Origin of the sequence: Kribbella sp. ALI-6-A (assembly GCF_001984195.1) — a bacterium.
GTDB lineage: Bacteria > Actinomycetota > Actinomycetes > Propionibacteriales > Kribbellaceae > Kribbella.
The window spans coordinates 2,077,211-2,095,836 of sequence record NZ_MTQN01000012.1; the positions used below are offsets into that span (position 1 = coordinate 2,077,211).

At 68.8% G+C, this 18,626-nt stretch carries 17 protein-coding genes; 5 read left to right on the forward strand and 12 right to left on the reverse strand.

Translation table 11 applies throughout. From position 1 onward, the window contains the following. Positions 1-4: 4 nt before the first annotated feature. Complete coding sequence (gene hemB, locus BWI15_RS36410) at positions 5-988, forward strand: porphobilinogen synthase (protein WP_077019003.1); 984 nt, start codon at positions 5-7, stop codon at positions 986-988. A 594-nt stretch (positions 989-1,582) separates the two neighbouring features. On the opposite strand, the gene BWI15_RS36415 is transcribed toward hemB, so the two are convergent. The 4 genes from BWI15_RS36415 to BWI15_RS36430 form a co-directional block, all read right to left on the reverse strand. Beyond that, positions 1,583-2,041 carry a hypothetical protein gene (locus BWI15_RS36415; RefSeq protein WP_077019004.1) on the reverse strand — a complete coding sequence of 153 codons (459 nt, stop codon included), beginning with the start codon at positions 2,039-2,041 and terminating at the stop codon, positions 1,583-1,585. A 292-nt stretch (positions 2,042-2,333) separates the two neighbouring features. Beyond that, positions 2,334-2,783, reverse strand: a complete 450-nt coding sequence (locus BWI15_RS36420; RefSeq protein WP_077019005.1) for a helix-turn-helix domain-containing protein — start codon at positions 2,781-2,783, stop codon at positions 2,334-2,336. A 162-nt stretch (positions 2,784-2,945) separates the two neighbouring features. Next, positions 2,946-3,290 carry a hypothetical protein gene (locus BWI15_RS36425; RefSeq protein ID WP_077019006.1) on the reverse strand — a complete coding sequence of 115 codons (345 nt, stop codon included), beginning with the start codon at positions 3,288-3,290 and terminating at the stop codon, positions 2,946-2,948. Beyond that, positions 3,287-3,769, reverse strand: coding sequence for a hypothetical protein (locus BWI15_RS36430; RefSeq protein WP_077019007.1), 483 nt, complete (start codon positions 3,767-3,769; stop codon positions 3,287-3,289). Before BWI15_RS36430 ends, BWI15_RS36425 begins: the two co-directional genes overlap by 4 nt. A gap of 97 nt (positions 3,770-3,866) precedes the next feature. Between BWI15_RS36430 and BWI15_RS36435 the strand changes: the two genes are divergently transcribed. Continuing rightward, positions 3,867-4,535, forward strand: a complete 669-nt coding sequence (locus tag BWI15_RS36435; RefSeq protein ID WP_168197423.1) for a nucleotidyltransferase domain-containing protein — start codon at positions 3,867-3,869, stop codon at positions 4,533-4,535. 15 nt (positions 4,536-4,550) lie between these two features. Then, on the forward strand, positions 4,551-5,000 hold the full coding sequence (locus BWI15_RS36440; protein WP_077019009.1) for a hypothetical protein: 450 nt from the start codon (positions 4,551-4,553) through the stop codon (positions 4,998-5,000). Positions 5,001-5,002: 2 nt separating this feature from the next. Here the strand turns inward: BWI15_RS36440 and BWI15_RS36445 are convergent, their stop codons facing one another. The 8 genes from BWI15_RS36445 to BWI15_RS36480 all read right to left on the reverse strand — a co-directional run bounded on the left by BWI15_RS36445 (position 5,003) and on the right by BWI15_RS36480 (position 13,128). Further along, a complete protein-coding gene (locus BWI15_RS36445; protein WP_077019010.1) occupies positions 5,003-6,229 on the reverse strand; it encodes an MFS transporter in 1,227 nt (408 codons plus the stop codon). Positions 6,230-6,304: 75 nt separating this feature from the next. Continuing rightward, positions 6,305-6,829: a dihydrofolate reductase family protein gene (locus tag BWI15_RS36450; protein ID WP_077019011.1), complete on the reverse strand. Its 525-nt coding sequence runs from the start codon at positions 6,827-6,829 to the stop codon at positions 6,305-6,307. A gap of 52 nt (positions 6,830-6,881) precedes the next feature. Next, the gene (locus BWI15_RS36455; protein WP_077019012.1) at positions 6,882-7,241 is read right to left on the reverse strand and encodes an STAS domain-containing protein; all 360 of its coding nucleotides are present in this window, start codon (positions 7,239-7,241) and stop codon (positions 6,882-6,884) included. A 229-nt stretch (positions 7,242-7,470) separates the two neighbouring features. Beyond that, complete coding sequence (locus tag BWI15_RS36460; protein ID WP_077019013.1) at positions 7,471-8,301, reverse strand: carbohydrate ABC transporter permease; 831 nt, start codon at positions 8,299-8,301, stop codon at positions 7,471-7,473. Beyond that, positions 8,291-9,232 (reverse strand): carbohydrate ABC transporter permease, encoded by a 942-nt coding sequence (locus BWI15_RS36465; RefSeq protein WP_077019014.1) that lies wholly within the window; start codon positions 9,230-9,232, stop codon positions 8,291-8,293. Before BWI15_RS36465 ends, BWI15_RS36460 begins: the two co-directional genes overlap by 11 nt. Then, on the reverse strand, positions 9,229-10,479 hold the full coding sequence (locus BWI15_RS36470) for an ABC transporter substrate-binding protein (RefSeq protein ID WP_077019015.1): 1,251 nt from the start codon (positions 10,477-10,479) through the stop codon (positions 9,229-9,231). Before BWI15_RS36470 ends, BWI15_RS36465 begins: the two co-directional genes overlap by 4 nt. 28 nt (positions 10,480-10,507) lie before the next feature. Next, positions 10,508-12,103, reverse strand: a complete 1,596-nt coding sequence (locus BWI15_RS36475; protein WP_077019016.1) for an FAD-dependent oxidoreductase — start codon at positions 12,101-12,103, stop codon at positions 10,508-10,510. A 2-nt stretch (positions 12,104-12,105) separates the two neighbouring features. Next, positions 12,106-13,128: a LacI family DNA-binding transcriptional regulator gene (locus tag BWI15_RS36480; RefSeq protein ID WP_077019017.1), complete on the reverse strand. Its 1,023-nt coding sequence runs from the start codon at positions 13,126-13,128 to the stop codon at positions 12,106-12,108. Positions 13,129-13,265: 137 nt separating this feature from the next. On the opposite strand from BWI15_RS36480, the gene BWI15_RS36485 reads away from it, so the two are divergent. Beyond that, complete coding sequence (locus BWI15_RS36485; RefSeq protein ID WP_077019018.1) at positions 13,266-15,131, forward strand: hypothetical protein; 1,866 nt, start codon at positions 13,266-13,268, stop codon at positions 15,129-15,131. 14 nt (positions 15,132-15,145) lie between these two features. Beyond that, positions 15,146-18,625, forward strand: a complete 3,480-nt coding sequence (locus BWI15_RS36490; protein WP_077019019.1) for a carbohydrate-binding protein — start codon at positions 15,146-15,148, stop codon at positions 18,623-18,625. The last annotated feature ends 1 nt before the right edge of the window (position 18,626 follow it).

Here is an 18,626-nt window from a genome sequence, read left to right on the forward strand (position 1 = left end):
GTCTGTGTCTGGTTTCCCGGGTGTTCGTCCGCGGCGGCTGCGGTCGTCGGCAGCTGTCCGGCGGTTGGTGTCGGAGACCACGATCGAGCCGCGGCAGCTGATCCTGCCGATGTTCGTCCGCGAAGGCGCCCGCGAGCCGATCGCGATCAGCTCGATGCCGGGCGTCTACCAGCACACCCGCGACACCGCGCGCAAGGCGGTCGCCGAGGCGGTGCAGCTCGGGCTCGGCGGCGTGATGCTGTTCGGCATCCCGACGTCGAAGGACCCGGTCGGATCCGGGGCCCTCGATCCTGAGGGCATCCTCAACGTGGCGATCCGGGACGCGGTGTCCGAGGCCGGCGACGACCTGCTGGTGATGTCGGACCTGTGCCTGGACGAGTTCACCTCGCACGGGCACTGCGGCGTACTGGACTCCCAGGGCCGCGTCGACAACGACGCGACGCTGGAGATCTACGCCGAGATGGGCGTCGCCCAGGCCTCCGCCGGCGCGCACGTCGTCGGCCCGTCCGGAATGATGGACGGCCAGGTCGGCGTCGTCCGCACCGCTTTGGACGCGGCCGGCTTCACCGACACGGTGATCATGGCGTACGCCGTGAAGTACGCCTCCGCCTTCTTCGGCCCGTTCCGCGAGGCCGTCGATTCGTCCCTGCGGGGCGACCGCAAGACCTACCAGCAGGACCCCGCCAACGCCCGCGAGGCGATCCGCGAGGTCGACCTGGACATCGCCGAAGGCGCCGACCTGGTGATGGTGAAGCCGGCTCTGGCCTACCTGGACATCATCCGGCAGGTGCGCGACCACGTGAACGTGCCTGTGGCGGCGTACAACATCTCGGGCGAATACGCGATGGTCGAGGCCGCGGCCGCCAATGGGTGGATCGACCGCGAGAAGGCGATCATGGAAACGCTCACCGGCATCAAGCGGGCCGGCGCAGACACGATCCTGACCTACTGGGCTTCCGAAGCGGCGCAGCTTCTTTCCCACCGGTAGAGCTCCCACGCGGCCGGCTACGCGCGCTCCTTCGTCGCGTGCTGCGCAGTCCGCTCCCACCCACCCGGGGCGGGGGCTCCTGGCGTCGCCCGCTTGAGCGACTGAAGGGGTTCGGCCTTCGCGGGGGTTGGTTCGCGTGGGTGGTTCAGCCCCACGCGGCCGGCTACGCGCGCTCCTGCGTCGCGTGCTGCGCAGTCCGCTCCCACCCACCCGGGGCGCGGGCTCCTGGCGTCGCCCGCTTGAGCGACTACAGGCGGTCGACCTTCGCGGGACCTGGTCGGGGGTTCGTTCGTACAGGCGATTCAGCCCCACGCGGCGGCCGGCGACGCGCCAGAGCCGCCTCGGTTGCCCAGTTCATCACGGGACCACCCGGCGTCTGGGTCGCTCACCTGGTTCGGCAAGGCACAGGTGGAGGGATCAGCCTGTCGGCGCCGAACCGGTCGCCGTACGGAAGATGAGTCGACACCGTCAGGGCCGGGTGCTGGGACAGTGAAGGCTGGCACACACTGGCATATCGCGTCCGCGCGGTCATACGAAGTTGAAGGCGTTGCAGTCGTGTTCCGACTGGTGGCCGCTTCGTGGCCGGCGCTGCGACTATTCGTGGAGCCCGTAGCGTCTGAGTGCTGCGTTGAGCGCTGCGCCGAAGCCCCCACTGACGGGCTCGACCGACAGGTCACGAGCGAGAAACTGCCCGGAGGCGTCATGACAGCCCATGAAGTAGTGGCGGCTCTCGCTGTCGGGCATCGTGTCGGGGAAGCGAAGCCGGTTGAACTCGGTCAGCCGTTGGGACCAGCCGGAGTCAAGGACCTCATAGAAGCCGTATCCGGCGGCCGGTACGCCCCAGTAGGCCTCATCATTGGGGTAGCCGAAGATCGACTGGCTGCAGTCCCTGAATGTGGCGAGCGCCGCCGTGGTCGTGCGGTCTGCCGGATCGAAGGCCGTGAACACGACAACGCAGTCGGCCGCCTCCTCCGCGTGGAGAACGAGCGCACCCGCACCGGACGGAGCGGGAATGACGCCGAGATCAAGTTGGCGGAGGCGACCAGTCAGCATGGCCTGATCCTGCCAGCAACCGAGGCCCGATGGTCCGCGGCGTTCGAATCCGCGTAGACCTTCCTCGATGCCCGGCCGCCCGAGCAACGCTGGGATTGATGCTCGCGCAGTAGACCGTACGGGCGAGTGCCCCGCACTACTGTTCACGCTGCTCGTCGGGCACTACCCCCGGCGGGTCGGCGCGGTGGCGGCCGATCGATCGCTCACAGCAACAACGTAACGGCCGAAAGCGAGGCGCTCGTGCCTCGAGGCGACTCGGTCCGGTCCGCGACCTGAGCCACGTACGAGCGATTCAGCCGACCTCGTGATCGAGCACGGTCAGCTCGTCCGCGATGCCGCGACGTTTCAGATCGTCGCTGCGCTTGAAGGCCATCAGAGCATCAGTGCGCACCAGACGATGACGCCCTACGTCCCGGTGCTCGATCTCACCCGCGTCCAGCAGCCCGACGAGATAAGGCTGGGACACGTTCAGCAGGTCAGCGGCCTGCCGCGTGGTCAGCTCCGCGGGAGCAGGGACAACCTTCACTCCCTGGCCGGCCGCGATGTAGTCCAGCGCGCGAGCGAGGAGTTCCACTGCGCTTCGCGGAATCGCGAATGTTTCGCCCGGATCCTCGCCAACGAATATGCGAATGCTTCGTTCCCCGTGGTCGGTCAGATACCGGTGGACTCGCCGGGCGGCGATGCGCGTGGTCGCTATCGCGGCGGCGTCCGGCTGCACGGATGCAGGTTCGGCGGGGCGCATGAGTCCTCTCCTGTGGATCGGCGCCGGCACTCAACAGATCGCCACCTGAACGAGACCTATTGCCGCCCACGCCTGTTTATATGCGAGCGGAAAGCCAACCAGGCAAGGGCTTAGGTGTCAGGTGAGCGCGGTCCTGCCTGACATGGATCTCTACGCCGACGGTTACTCCGTGACCTTCGGATGCTTCGTACTCGCCGCCCGAATCCAGACCGTCCTCTTCGTCGGGTCGACCACGTACCAGATCCGGCCGCCGGCCGTGACCTCGTACTGCCACTGCTCCAGACCGTCGACAGTCCCCAGCGAACCCTTCAGGCGGTGTTGCCGCGGCCTCGGCGGAAACGGGGTCGGCTCGGTGCGAATCGCCTCGTACGCATCCCACAGGTTCGACGATGCTTGCTGGACCAGGTCTTCCCAGCCCTTCGCGGCCTCATTGCTGCCGAACTTGAGAAGCCAGCAACCAGGCTGCGCCGGCGGTGCGACCCGGTCGTTCTTCTTCGCCGGAGTCACGGAGCAACCGGAGGCGCTGCAACGTCCCCGGCGTCCTCGATCACCTGCGATCGTAGGGTCTCCAGCAGTTCGGGGTCGGCGTAGATCTGGGCGGTGTTCCGCCACTCCGTGATCGTCTGCAGGACCGGAGCCGGTGAGCCGACCTCCTCGCCGGCGCTCATCACCTCAATGAGTTCACGGACGAACTCCGTCTGGTCGTCAGTGGGGAGAAACCGGATCCATGGAAAAACCTGCGGCAGGATGTCGAGCAGGTGGGTGGAGCGCATGACCGGATTGCTCACGATGGCACGGAGCAGGCGGATCGCCACGTGCACGACCTCTTCGCCCTGGGCCGCCCGCGACGCGGTCGTGAGGACCAGGTCCTCTTCCGAGCCCCGACGGCGCACGCGCAGAGCGCGGTCCCGGCTCTGCTTCAGCTTCTCGACGGTCTCGTTCGAGTGCTGCAGCAAATCGGTGAACGTCACTTCCTGCAGATCCATACCTCAAAGGTAGCTCCAAGGTCGAGGGAAGACAATTCACGGATGCCCCGCGAATCCACGTCGTGTCGCCCTGAGCAGACCGGATAGCGTCCGTCGGGTGACGCGGGATGAGGCACAGAGCTTGGTGGCGGCGTTGGCTGCCGGGCGGGCGGGGTGGCTGGCGGAGACTGTCCCGAAGCTGCAGGCCGACGGAGTCTGGCTGGTTGGTTCACTGGCCTCCGGAACGCACGACGAGTGGAGCGACGTGGACCTTCTCGTCGTCGGGGAAGAGCGCGCGCTCGGCGAGACGCTGCTGACGCTCGAGATGCCGGGGAACGGGCCGGTCGGCGGAGGCTACGTAGGGGCGATGTACGACGTTGACGGCCTTCCGCTGTGGGTTGACTGGTACTTCTGGCCGTCAGATGCGCCGATTCCCCGAGAGGCTCGGCTGCTGTCCGGCGCAGGTACAGCTGGGGATCTCGACCTCGCGGAGACGCTCGAGTTGGTCGGGCGAGGACTGCCGGGGCCTGCGCCGGATCCCAACGCGTTCGCGCTGGCCATGCTGCCGTTGGCGGCGAAGTACATCGTTCGGGGTGACTTGGAGAAGGCCGCGGCGATGGCGTCGATGCTGGATGCGCCCTCCGACGTCGGAGTCGGCGCCGGGCTGGCCGTCGTACTGTCTCGGGTTGAAGGACACCACGCGGCTTCTGCGGCGGTGCGCCGGTACCTGGAGGTCGTGGAATGCATCGCTGAACCCGAGCGATGGGGACAGGTCGTCGTCGAGTAGGGGAGAATCAGAGGCGTGGCTGCTACCCGGAAGAGTGCTTCGGCGCCGGCTCAGCGGATCACGGCCGACAATCTCGGCGCCTGGGTGGTCAAGTGCAATCCGGCGATCAGCAACCTTCCGGAGCTCATCGCCGGCGGGGTGCGGTCCTGGTGCGTCCGGGAGGGCTACAGGTCGCGACTGATAGAGGCCGGACAGCCGGTCCTCCTGTGGGTCACCGGCGCAACCGGCGCACGCCCGCAGGCCGGGATCTGGGCCGCAGGCCGAACCACCGGTCCGGTGGAGTATTCGGAGCACGGCAAGCTCGTCATGCCTGTCACCATGGACTTCCTGTCGACGCCGGTCCCGCGAGAAGAGATCGCGCCACGCCTCCCGGAGCTGGAAGTCGTCCGCCAGCCGTTCATGAGCAACCCGAGCTTCGCCACGACCACGCAGTACGCCGTACTCGCGGACCTTTGCGGCTTCTAGCTTCAGGCCTTGGCGTCGTACCGGCGGAAGGTTCTGGACGAGGCAGTCAGTACGCCGGCGCCGAGCACACACGTCAGGCCGCCCAGAAGCAGCGCGGGGATCGGCCCGAGTAGCCCGCCGAGCGCGCCGGCTCGCACGTTGCCCAGGTTGGGGCCGCCGATGCCGATCACCAGGTCGAGGGAGCTGAGGCGGCCGAGCAGGTCGTCGGGGGTGTTGGCCTGCAGGATGGTGGCGCGGAAGACGGTGGTGACGATGTCGGCGGCGCCGGCGGTGGCCAGCAGGAGCAGGGCGAGCCAGAGGTGGTTGGTGAGGGCGGCGGATCCGATGGCGGCGCCCCAGACCGCGACCGAGATGAGCATCGCTCGGCCCTGGTGGCGCAGGTGCCCGAGCGGACCGGAGAGGGTGGCGGCGACGATGCCGCCGACGCCGATGGCGGCGAAGAGGTAGCTGACGGTCTGCGCGCCACCGCCGAAGTGGGTGGCGGCGAGCGCGGGGAACAGGGCCGTCGGCATGGCCAGCGCGGTGGCGTTCAGGTCGAGCAAAAAGATCATGCCGATCAGCCGGTGGCGCGTGGCGTAGCGGATGCCTTCGGCGACCGAACGGAGGCCGAAGGTGGAACCGCCGCCGACGGGTGGCATGGGTGGGAGGCGGCGGACGCCGGCCAGGACGGCGACGAACGTGAGGGCGTCGACGGCGTACGCCGCGGCGAGGCCGAGCGACGCGATCAGGACCCCGGCGAGCAGGGGAGCGGCGATGATCGCGATCTGGAAGGACAGCTGGTTGAGCGCCGCCGCGGCGGGGAGCAGCCGGACGGGGAGCACGCGGGGCGGGAACGTCCGGCGGGCCGAGCCGTCGACCGCGGCCAGGGCGGCGGACGTTGCTGTGAGCAAGTACAGCAGCCACAGGTGGTCCCAGTGCAGGAACGCCTGGACGGCGAAGAGCACGCCGATGGCCATCAGTCCGGTGCTGGTGAGCAGGACGAGGCGGCGACGGTCGACGGCATCCGCGATCGAGCCGCCGAACAGGCCGAGCAGGAGGGTCGGGAACAGGTTGGCCAGGCCGAGCGCCCCGACCGCGACCGAGGAACCGGTCAGGTCGTACGCCTGGATGGACACCGCGACGACGGTCATCGTGCTGCCGACCGACGACAGCGACTGCCCGGCCCACAGCCACCGGAACTCGGCTGACTCACGCAGCGGAGTCACATCGGCGAACAACCGTCTGGGCACGAGCAGCGATTCTGGTCCGGCCCGGGTCCGCGAGGCAACCAGGTTTCCGGCGGCGGTGAGCGCCCGCCGCCGGGGTCAGCGGCGGATCGTGTAGTCCGACTGGACGAAGCCCTCGTTGAGCGTCCGGGTCGCGTTGTGCGTCAGCGCGATGTCCGCGTCCAGCGCGCCGAACAGCGGGATGCCTTGGCCGATCAGCACCGGGACCGTGGTGATGGTCAGCTCGTTGAGCAGGCCGGCCCGCAGGAACGTCTGGACGATCCGGCCGCCGTCGGCGTAGATCCGCTTCGCGCCGCGGTCGTTCAGCGTCTCGACCAGGCCGTCGACCGTGCGGTGCACGATGACGCGCTCGTCGACGTCGGTGGGCAGCGTGGTGCTCAGCACCTCGACCTGTTTGCCCGCGTAGGGCCAGAAGCCGAAGGTCAGCACCTTCTCGAAGGTCTTGCGGCCCAGGACGACGGTGTCGATCGCCGCCATGAACTCGTCGTACCCGGTGTCGCCGGCTCGCTCGCCGCGCTCGGTCAGCCAGTCGATCGCTCCGTCCGGCCGCGCGATGAAGCCGTCCAGACTGACCGCGATGAACACCGCCGCGTGAAAACTCACATCGCTCCTCGTTCGTGCGTGGAGCTCCATTTTTCCACGCGGCCGGGTGCGATCAGGAACTGGTGCTCATCGCTTCCTCGACCGAGTCGGCGACGGTGAAGACCTTGTTGAGCTTGGTGATGCGCAGCACCTTGGCGACCCGGGGATGCAGGCCGGCCAGGATCAGCGTGCCGCCCTGGAGCGAGGCCCGCTGGTGGGCGGCGACCAGTACGCCCAGGCCGCTGGAGTCGAGGAACTCGACCTCGGTCAGGTCGAGCACCAGCGGTTCGGCGCCGAGGCCGGTCTGGACCGTGGTCAGGGCCTCGATCAGTGCGGGCGAGGAATCGACGTCGATGTCGCCGGACAGCCGGACGACCGGGTGCGGGCCGAGGTGGTCGACCTGGATGGACAGATCCGCGCTGTCGGCAGCCACGAACGGGTACTCCTTGCTTCGTCGGCGACCCGGGCAACGATCACAGGATGGTCATCGGGGCGCCGGCTGCGACTGTCGTATCCCCGACGGCCGCGATGGTGGGTGGCTCCTGACTGAACCACCGGTCACGAGCAGTATCTCCCGCCGAGCCGGTAGTTCAACCATCCACCGCTCGATGAGACGGTGTTGTCCGCAGAGTGTGCCAAGACGAACACAGTGAGCGACGAAATCAGCCCTTCAAGCCGGTTTGCGCCAGCCCTTCGACGAACTGCCGCTGCGCCAGGACGAAGATCACCAGCACCGGCAACGCACTCAACGTGGCCGCGGCGAGCTGGACGTTCCACAACGCGCCGCCGTAGGCGTCGACGTACTGGGTGAGAGCTTGCGGGATGGTGAACTTGTCCTTGCTGGACAAGAACACGATCGGCTCCAGGAACAGGTTCCAGCTGTGCAGGAAGGTGAAGATCGACACCGCCCCGATCGCCGGCTTCGCCAGCGGCAGCGACACCTGCCAGAACAGCCCGAACCGGCCCAGCCCGTCGACCCGGCCGGCCTCCTCCAGTTCGCGCGGCAGTGTGATGAAGAACTGGCGCATGATGAACGTCGCCAGCACGCTCGGCGCCCCGAGCATCGGGATCAGGATCAGCGGCCAGTGCGTGTTCACCAGACCGAGGCCGTCGAACATCCGGTACAGCGGGATGATCGTCACCTCGTTCGGCACCAGCAGCCCCGCCAGCACGACCACGAACACCACGCCGGACCCGCGGAACGGGATCCGGGCGAACGCGTAGCCGGCCAGCGAGGAGACGACCAGCGTGCCGAGCGTGACCAGGACCGCGATGTAGAGGCTGTTCAGGTACTGCTGGCCGAACGGCTGCAGCGCGAACACCTGCCGGTAGGCGTCGAACGTGACGTCCTGCGGCAGCAACCGGGGCGGGAACGCGAAGATCTCGTTCACCGGCTTGAGCGAGGTCGTCGCCATCCACCAGGTCGGGAAGACGAACGGCACACAGCAGATCAGCAGTACGCCGTACACGAGCAGCTTGAGCCTACGACTCATGGAACACCCACCTCCGGCGCATCCGCCACTGCAGGACGGTGAGCGCGAGCACGATCACGAACAGCAGCAGCGAGATCGTCGCGCCGTAGCCGAAGTGATGGAACTGGAACGCCTGCTGGTACAGGTAGTAGACGAGCACCGTCGTCGACGTGCCCGGGCCGCCCTGGGTCAGGACCGCGATCTGCGCGAACACCTGCAACGACCCGACCACGGTGAGGATCGAGGTGAGCAGGATCGTCGGACTGATCAGCGGCACGGTGACCCGGCGGAACCGGGCCCACGCCGACGCGCCGTCGATCCGCGCCGCCTCGTACAGCTCGGCCGGAACGCCCTGCAGCGCGGCCAGGAACAGCACCATGTTCAGCCCGACGCCCTTGAACAGCTGAACCACGATCACCGAGATCATCGCGGTGCTCTCGCCGCGCAGCCAGTTCGGCCCGTCGATGCCGAGCTGCTGCAGGAAGCCGTTGACGCCGCCGTTGTCCTGGAGCAGGAAGCCCCAGACGATCGTCCAGGCGACCAGCGTCACGACGACCGGCGAGAAGAACAGCGTGCGGAACACGACGGTTCCGCGCAGCTTCTGGTTCAGCAGTACGGCGAGGAACAGCGCCAAGCTGAGGTTGAGCACCACCAGCCCGACCGAGAACAGCCCGGTCGCCTGTAACGCCGGACCCAGTCGCGGGTCCGAGGTCAGCTGCTCGTAGTTGGCGCCGCCGACGAAGTCGAAGGTGCCGGCCAGCACGTTCCACTCGTGCAGGCTGTACCAGACCACCAGCCCGAGCGGCACGATGACGAAGGCCACGATGCCGGCGAGCTGCGGCGTGACCATCAGCCAGCCGGCCAGCTCGTCGCGCCGGCGCATCGTCCAGTACGGCGCCCGCTCCGGCGCGCGGGCCGGCGCCGCGGCGGGCTTGGAGGCCAGGAGCGTCATTTGGCCAGCAGCGGGTTGATCTTGGCGCACACGCCGGACAGCACCGCCTGCACATCGGCGTCGGGCTTCCACAGCGGGTCGAGCGCGGCGCGCACGGTCTGCTGCAGTTCGGCGTACCCGACGTGGCTGGTCTTGATGTCGCCGCGCTCGATGCCGTCGATCACGACGCTCTGCAGCTGGGCGGGCTTGAGCAGCGGGTTCGCCTTGGCCAGGACCTCGGTGGTGAGCTGCGACTTGCGCGGCGGCGGGAAGAACGCGGCGAGCTTGGCCGAGTTCTCCTGGTTGCTGAAGAAGGCGAGGAAGTCCTTCGCGGCGTCGACGTGCTTGCCGCGCTTGAGCACGCCGATGCCGGCCTGCCCGACGACGGCGTACTCACCGGCCGGGCCCTTCGGCAGCGGCACCAGGTCCCACTTGAACTTGGCCTTCTCCAGCAGGGCCGCCCGGCTGATCTGGGTCAGCACCATCGCGGCGTCCCCGGCGAAGAAGTCCTTGGTCACGCCCGGACCGGGCATCGCCTGGTCGGTGAACACCATCTTGTGGATCGCGGTCATCGCGGCGACCATCTCGGGCTGGTCGAACCCGCAGGTCTTGCCGTCCTCGCTCCACGGCCGCGCACCCCAGCCGGCCCAGATCGAGTTCAGTGTGTCCCAGCCCTTGTAGTCGAAGTCGCCGACCACGATGCCGCCCTTGCCGGTCTTCTGGACGGCGGCGCCGGTGGCGACCGCCTGGTCCCAGGTCCAGTTGCCAGCGGCAACTTGCTGCGCGGGTGCCGGTCGTCCGGCCGCCGTCACCAGGTCGGTGTTGACGAAGACACCCAGCGGCGAGGTGGAGAACGGGTACGCGAACAGCTGACCGTCCTGCTCCCACGTCTTGGTGGTGCTCGGCAGCAGGTCGGGGTCCTTGTCGATCGGCGCCAGTGCGCCGGAGGTGACGAAGTCCTGCGCGGTGCTCTCCAGGATCCATGCCAGGTCGGGCACGTTGCCGCCGCCGATCTGGGTGGTCAACGCGGTCGTGTAATTCTCGTACGGGATCGACTCGAAGGTGATCTTGCCGATGTCGGGATGGGTCTTTTTGTACTCGGCGGCGATCTGGTCGAACAGCGCCGTGTGCTTGGCGTTCGCGCTCCAGATCGTCATTCGCAGGTCGACCGGGCCGGACGCGCCGGCGTCGTCGGATCCACCGCCGCAGCCGGTCAGGGCCAGCATCGCCGCGACGACACCGGCCGCGGTCAAGGAACGTAGTCTCATCGCTCAGTCCTCCATCAGTAGCCGGAACTCAGTAACCCGAGATGGCCGGCCAGCTCAGTTCGACGCCCTGGGCGACCAGTCGTGCCTGGAAGTCGCTGAGCAGAGCAGGGGTGGCCCGGACCGCTCGCGGGCTGACCCCGCGGTCCAGGCAGAAGGCGGCGAGCAGTCCGGCGGCCTCGCCGACGTTCCACTCCACCGGGTGCAACCGGTAACAGCCGTTCGTGATGTGGGTGGTGCCGAGGTTCTTGCCGGCGGGCAGCAGGTTCTCGACCCGGCGCGGGATCAGCGCGCCGAGCGGGATCCGGAACGGGCTGCTCGCCACGTCGATGTAGTTGTCCCCGCCGGTCGACGGGTGCAGGTCGATCCGGTACATCCCGATGCCCACGCTGTCGGCGTACTCGACCGCGCCGGCGTCGCCGCGGACGGCCACCGACAGGTCCTGCTCGACGACCGTGTACTCCGCCGCGATCCGGCGGGACTCGCGGATGTACGGCGCCTGGGCGAGCCCGTCGGCCGAGCCGAGCAGGTCGCCGCGCAGGCGCAAGCCCCGGAAGCCGGTGCCGCCGTCGGGTCGGGGCGCCTCGGTCTGCAGCCAGTAGAAGACCGCCTGGGACAGCTCCTTCGCGCCCTGCAGATGCCGATCGGCGTCCGGGACGTCGAAGACGTTGCCCTCCAGGTAGTCGATCATCGGCCAGTTCACCAGGCAGATGTCGCTCGCGTACGTGCCCGGCTGGAAGTGCCGGCGGGCGGCGATCCGGCGGAACGTCCACAGGTTCGTGTCGCCGCCGGTGCGGCGCTGGTCGGCGACCACGGCGAGCGGGTCGTCGTCCGGGTTGGGCGTGAAGGTACGGCGTGAGGTGTTCAGCGTGCGCGGGTCCGGGGCGTTCCAGGACAGCATCCGGTCGCCCCAGAACGGCGGCTGGTAGTTGCGCCAGAACGCGTAGTTGGCGGGCTTGTCGCCGACCTGGTCGCCGTCGACGTGGTCCACCGCGAAGCAGAACGAGACGGCCTGCATGTTGAGCGGCTGGGCCGTCGCCGGCGCGCTCGGCTCCTGGGTGTCGGCCTGGGACTCGAAACCGGTCACGTACTCCGTACCGGTCAGCGGCAGCAGCTCGCCGGTCTCCGTCGCGTCGAGGATGTACGGCGCGGTCAGCGTGAGCTGGTCGCCGGTGTCCCGGTGCTGCACGGTCACGGAGGTGACCTGGTCGCCGTCTGTCGTGGCATCGACCGGCTTGTACGGCTGAAGGATCCGTAGCCGCCGGCTCGCCCGGTACGGCGCGAGCATGGCCTCCAGCACGGCAACCGCGACGCGAGGCTCGTGGCAGAGCTTGGACACGTAGCCCGCGCCCGGGTTGAGCTCCGGGTGGGCACGCGAGGCCTCGGTGAGCGGATAGTGGCGGCGGTAGTAGTCCCGGATGCCGTCCCGCAGCGCGCGGTACGACGCGGTGACCCCGAACTGCTCGACCCAGGTGTGCTCGTCCGGCGGGACGGCCTGGCTGGTCAGCTGGCCGCCGATCCAGTCGTACTCCTCGGTCATCACCACGTCGCGTCCGGCGCGGAGAGCGGACAGGGCTGCCGCCACTCCACCCAGACCGCCGCCGACGACCAGGACTTCGGTATGCATCTCTAGAGACCTCTCGGTGCGGCGAGGGTGCTTCCCTCGACGAGTTCGCAGGGCAGGAGTTGCTGGGGATCGGCCGGTTCGCCGGACAGGATCGACTCGAGCAGCCCGACCGCCTGCCGGCCCATCTCCTTGCGGGGGATGTGGAAGCCGGAATAGTCGGCGTCGCTGGGGATCGGCCGGCTCGCGTCGCCGAGCGCGACGACGGACAGGTCGCCCGGCACGGTCAGTCCACGCCGGCGGGCCGCATCCGCCAGGGCGTCGGCGTCGGCGAGGTCCTCGACGAACACCGCGGTGACGTTCTTGGACAACAGCTCTTCCAGTACGTCGTCGAGCGCGCGGTCTGCGGGCGGTAGGTGCAGTCCGCGAGCGGCGATCCGCCGAAACCCGAGCAGGCGGTCGGCCGAGGACTCGGCCCCTTCGCCCGGCCCGACGAAGGCGACGCGTTGGTGCCCGAGCTCGAACGCCTGCTCGGTGAGCGTCGCCGTCGCCGAGACGTAGTCGGCACCCACGTACGGGACCGGAGGAGAGCTGTCCGGGTTGTCACGACGGCCGACGGAAACGAAGGGATACTGCTCCGCGACCAGACGAGTGAGCTCCTCGGTGGGAATGTGACGGCCGAGCAGCAGCGAGCCGTCGGCCAGACGGAGTCGGTTGTTGGCGTGGAAGACCCGGCGCCGGCCGTCGGTGACCGGAGCACTGGTGAAGAGCAGAAGGTCCAGCCCGCGCTCCTCGGCGCTTTCCTCGATGCCGCTGAGGAACGGATGGTAGAAGTCGGCGCTCGCGCTGGGAAAGACCGACTCGTAGGTGAACACCCCGAGGATCTGGTTGCGCTGCTGTAGCAGCCGGCGCGCCAGCGGGTCGGCGACGTACCCGGTCTCGCGGATCACCTTGAGGACCCGGTCGCGGGTCTCGGCCGGGATCCGCGCGGACGCCTCGGTGCGGTTGTTCAGCACCAGGGAGACCGTCGTCTGGCTCACGCGAGCCAGCCGCGCGATGTCCCGCTGGGTCAGCCGCACTGCCGTCACCTCCGTTGAGTAATACGTATTGCCCAGGAACGGTAGAGCGGCACAAGTGCGCCGTCAAGAGTGGCGATCGAAGGTAATACGAATTAGCACGGCCATCCTCTTGACGAGCCGAGTGGACGCGCCGGACAGTTTCGGTCATGCCACTGACTCGCCGTGCCCTGCTGACCACCGCGGCCGCCGTCGCGGCCACGCCCGCCCTGCCGTCCATGATCCAGAGCGCCCACGCCGCCGAGGGTCCCCTTCCGCTGCTCCAGCCCCTGCCGCCCGGCGCCCCGGACCGCCGCCTGTTCGCGCCGCTCGAACAGCGCTTCGCCGGCTATCTCGCCATCCTCGCCCCGATGAGCAACGACATCGTCGACAGCGACCCCGCGTCGTACGGATTCATGGCCGGCGGCTGGTGGCGGACTCCCGCGCAGCCGTTCAACTCCCGCGTCCAGGAACACGTCTTCACGCTCAGCTGGTTCTACGCCAACCGCCGTCCGTGGAACCCGTACTACCGCGACGCCGCCCTGCTGGCCCGCCTTGACGCCGCCCTCCAGCACTACCTGAAGCTGCAGAACCCTGACGGCTCCTGGCCCGAGTACGCTCCCGGCGAGCGCGGCAAGGCGTCCAGCGGCTTCGGGCTCGGCTACCTGGCCAAGACGCTCGCCAACCTGCGCCAGGCCAACGCCCTGCCGGCCCGCCGCCGCGAGCTGGAAGGCGCGCTGAGCAAGGGCACCGCCTGGTACCTGGACCCGGCGAACACGGTCGTCTGGGACGAACCCTTCCAGTACACCAATCAGGCCGTCGCGGGCGTCGCCGGATCAGCCCTCACGTTGCACCTGATCCCCGACCCCGAGCTGCGCCGCCGGCTCGACGAACGCATCCGGTACGTCGCCCGGTGGTCCCAGAGCCCCGCGGGCTTCTTCTACGACCCGCGCGGCATGGACATCAACTACAACTTCGAGGTCATGCTCCCCGAGATGGCCGAGCTGCACCTGCTGACCAAGAACCCCGCGCTGGTCACGATGACCCGCAAGTTCACCGACTGGTTCGGCTACAACCTGCTCCGCGAACCCGATGGCTCCGGCTGGCTCACCTACTACGCCGTCTCCGACCGCACCGCCACGGCGTACTACGACGACGTCGTCCCGGACCCGGACCGGACCAATCTCGGCAGCCTGTTCGTCCCGGCCGTGCCCGAGCTGGCCGCGTTCTTCACCAGCCGCGAGGACCGCGCCGCGACGCGGGCGGCCTGGGCCGCCGACCCGGCGCCGGTCGCGCCGCTGGCCAAGCAGGACACGTCGCCACGCATCATCGCGCACGCCCCGTACGGCGAAGCGCTGCCGACGCGGGCCGCCAAGCAGGCCGCGATCGCTCGCGTGCCGTACCTGCGCAAGGACACCTTCACCGAGCTGCGCCGTGACGCGGTCGAGAACCAGGACTACCTCTACGTCCGCCGTCCCGGCTTCTATCTCGGCGCCTTCTTCGGCACCCGGCCCGGCAGCGTGGTCAAGGCGGGCACCGGCTTCCTCTGGCACCCCGCCGCCGGCACCGTGATCCACTCCCAGCAGACCGCGACCGGGTGCTGGGCGACGGTCCGGGCCGGCAAAGCCGATGCCGAGAGCAACCTGATCGCCGAGTACCGGTCCCGCGACGAGGTCCGCTACCGCACTCCCGACAACTCCGTCGTGACCGACCTGGTGACGAGTCACGACACCGTCAGCCGCCGGGTCACCGCGACCTCGGCCGCGACCGAGCAGATCCCGCTGGTCCTGCAGCCCGGCGACGAGGTCGTCTTCTCCGACGGCACCCGCGTCCCGTACAACGAGTCCCGCACCGCGACGGCCGACGGCCTGACCGTCAAGCGCGGCCGCAGCACGATCACGATCACCTGGTCCGGCACCCGCCCGGCCTCACTCAGTACGTCGACCCGCACCTACCTGCGCGACCAGCGCCGCCGCGTCCACGTACTGCGCATTCCCCACGACGGAACGCTCGCCACCACCATCCACTGCGACTGACCGGAGACAGCTGCATGGAACCGATCAGCCGTCGGACCTTCCTGACCGTCACCGGCACGGCGTTCGCGGGGGCTGCCGCCTTCGGCATCTCCGGCGGAACGCTGGCCGGTCCGGCCGAAGCCGCCGGCCGCCCAGGGGCCGCGTCGATCATCCGGCGCGGCACCGGCTGGGTCCTCGAGAACGAGGTGCTGCGGATCAAGCTCGACTTCACCGGTGGCGGCCTGCACCTCACCAGCATCCTCAACAAGCAAGCCCAGCAGGAATACCAGGTCACCCGTCAGCCGCTCTTCGCGTACGAGCTGGACGGCACCCGCACGATCACCGCCGACGACGGCTGGACGCTGCTCCAGCCGCGCACCAGTGACCTCCACCTGCACACCATGCAGGGCCGGGTGCCCGTCGGCCGCGAGCTCCGCCTCCCACTCCGCCGCGACGGACTGCACGTGACTGTCGTCCTCGACCTGTACGACGGCCGCTCGGGTCTGCGTTTCCACACCCTGATCCGCAACGACGCCGACACGTTGACGACGATCACCAACTCGACCGTGCTCGCGCTCGGTCTGCCGGATCGTCCGCACCGCCTGCACTATCCGCCGAACATGCGCTGGAAGAGCACGACCGGATCACTGGCACCGACCGCGGAGGACAAGCCGGCCGAGCGGGCGAAGAAGGTGATCAGCGTGTACGCCGGTGGGCACGGCTGGAGCCTGAGTCCCGAGCTGAACTGGAAGACCCAGAAGGGCAAGGGTAACTATCCCTCCGGCTACATGCTCCCGCCGTTCGCGTCGCTCAACGCCTGGCACGGCATCGACCACGTCCGCGTCACCACCAACCCGGAGTCCCTGCAGCTGGTGCTCTTCCCGCACGAGGAGTTCGAGTACCTGTCGGTGAACCTGACCGTGTTCCGCGGCGACGTGATCGACGCGAAGCTGGCCGACGAGCAGCACTTCCGCCGCCGGTTCCGCTACCACTACACCGGCACGCTGTTCAACACCAACGACTGGGACTACCGCGGTGGTCCGGGCAGCACGCTGCCGGACAACTACTACTACTACGTGATCATCCCGAAGGCCGAGCGCGCCGGGTTCGACATGGTGATGCTGGACGACCTGTGGAACACCACCCGCGACTCGATCGAGCCGAGCGCGGTGATGACCAGGTCGATCCGCAGCCTGGACGAGTTCTCCCGCACGATCACCTCCCGCGGGATGCGCTTCGGTCTGTGGTACTCGCTCAGCGGCGGCGGGCACATGGAGGGTCGTGACCTGGCCGACCCGGCGCAGCTCGCCGCGAAGCGGGCCCAGATCGAGACACTGATCACGACGTACCGGATGAGCCACCAGATGATCGACCTGACCGAGTGGTGGCAGAACGAGGCGGTCACGGCGTACTCGCATCCGAGCGACAACGTGTATCGCAAGGCCGTGCTGAGCCGGCGGATGCTGAACGAGCTGGTCGAGAAGTACCCGCAGTACCTGCCGAAGGTGACCAGCGAGCTGGACATCTGGCCGACCCAGGGCGATCGCAACAACGGTCTGCTGCACGTCGCCTACAACGGCTGGAACACCGCCAACGGCGGGATCACCGGCGAGGACCTCTCGCTCCGCACGGCGGTGACCGGCTTCGGGCACCTGCCGATGGGGTCGGCATACATGAACGGCGGGCAGCTCAGCGGGCGGATGGAGGACTACTACTCCTATCTCGCCGTGCGCAACGTGAAGTTCGGCCAGGACCCTGGCAAGCCCGGCACGTGGCCGGACGCCGCGGTCGACCTGATGGCGGCGTTCAACCGCTGGCGCAAGCATCCGCGCGTGACCCGGCTGACCGAGCAGGTCTTCCGGCCGGTCTATCTCGGCAGCGGCTGGGACGGTACGACGTGGAACAGCAGCACCGGCCCGTTCGTCTGGATGTGGACCGACGACGCCCGCCGCGAGGCGCTGCTGATCGCGACCGGCAAGGGCGGCTACGCCTCGACCGTGGTCGCCGACCTGCGCTGGCTGGCGCCGAGCCGGACCTACGCGATCGCCGACATCAGCTTCGACGACGACGGGTCGCACAGCTACGCCTACCGCGGCACCTTCACCGCCGGCCAGCTCGCCGAGTTCCCGATCGACCTGCGGCAGAACACCTCCCGCGGCAAGGCGTTCTGGATTCGCGCGACCGACGGCAAGAACCTGCAGGTCCTGTACGCCGACGAGTTCGTCGACACCGTCGAGCAGCATGGCACGCCCCAGCGGATCGACCTGAAGCTGTCCGGTACGGCGAACGCGTCAGCCGTCGTGGTGGTGGTCGATCCCCGAACCGATCGCGGCCTGGCCAAGAGCGTCCCGCTCGACGCCCGCGGCCGAGCGACGGCGACGATTCGCGCGTCGGAGCTGTTGCCGCCGGCACCGGCGAGCACGGTCTTCGCCGAGCCGGCGTACTACGAGGCCGAGTTCCTCGCCCGCGAGACCAGCAGCACCGTCACCGAGATCAGCGAGCCGAACGCGAGCAACGGCGCCTGGATCCTGGCCGGCCTCACGGCGGTCGGCCAGTCGATCGAGTACACCGTCGACGTCCCGGCCGACGGGTTCTACCACGTCGACGTCCGCTACAAGGAGAACGAGTCCCGCGGCCGCAGCCAACTCACGATCGACGGTTCCCGGCTGGGTCCGGAGGCCGACCACTTCCAGCCGCGGGGCATGTACAAGGGCATCGAGTTCCGCGAACGCCGGCACGGCAACGTCCAGCTGGCCAAGGGCGAGCACGTCGTCCGGTTCACCTCGACCGGTAGCAGTGGCAGCAGCCACGCCGTCGGTGTCGACTACCTCAAGCTCACGCCGACCATCACGCCCGAGCGGCTCGTCTTCGAGGCGGAGGACTCGTTCACCGCGACCAACGCGAGCGTCGTCACCACCGCGGACCCGGCGGCCGCCAAGGGGCGCTGGCACGGGCTCAAGGCAACCGGTCCCGGCGACTGGGTCGACTACACGATCCACGTTCCGTCCGCGGGCCGCTACCGCGTCACGAGCCTGGTGAAGGCCCACGTAGCCAGGGGCCAGGCGCAACTGTCCGTCAACGGCAGTCGGCTCGGCCCGGTCTTCGACGAATACCTCGCACCCGCCGACGGGTCCTACCAGTACCGCGAGATCACCCACGGCGAGGTCGACCTGCCGACCGGGCCGACGGTCCTGCGGTACGTCGTAGCCGGGCGCACCGGTACGGCGTACGACCTGGCGACGGATCAGATCGGCCTGACGCCGGTGCCGCGGATCACGGTGAGCGGCAAGAGCCGGCTCGGCGTCGGCGAGCAGTCGGTGTACACGGTCGGGTACGAGCAGTTCGAAACGTTCTACCGGCAGCATCTGCTCTGGACTGTCGAGCAGGACAGCCTTGTGCTGACCGCGGACCAGAACGGCGTCGTGCACGCCCAGCAGCGGGGCAGCGCCGTGCTCCGGGTGACCTCGCAGCTCGAGCCGACTGTCACCGCGACGCTGGCGGTGACAGTCGGTTGAC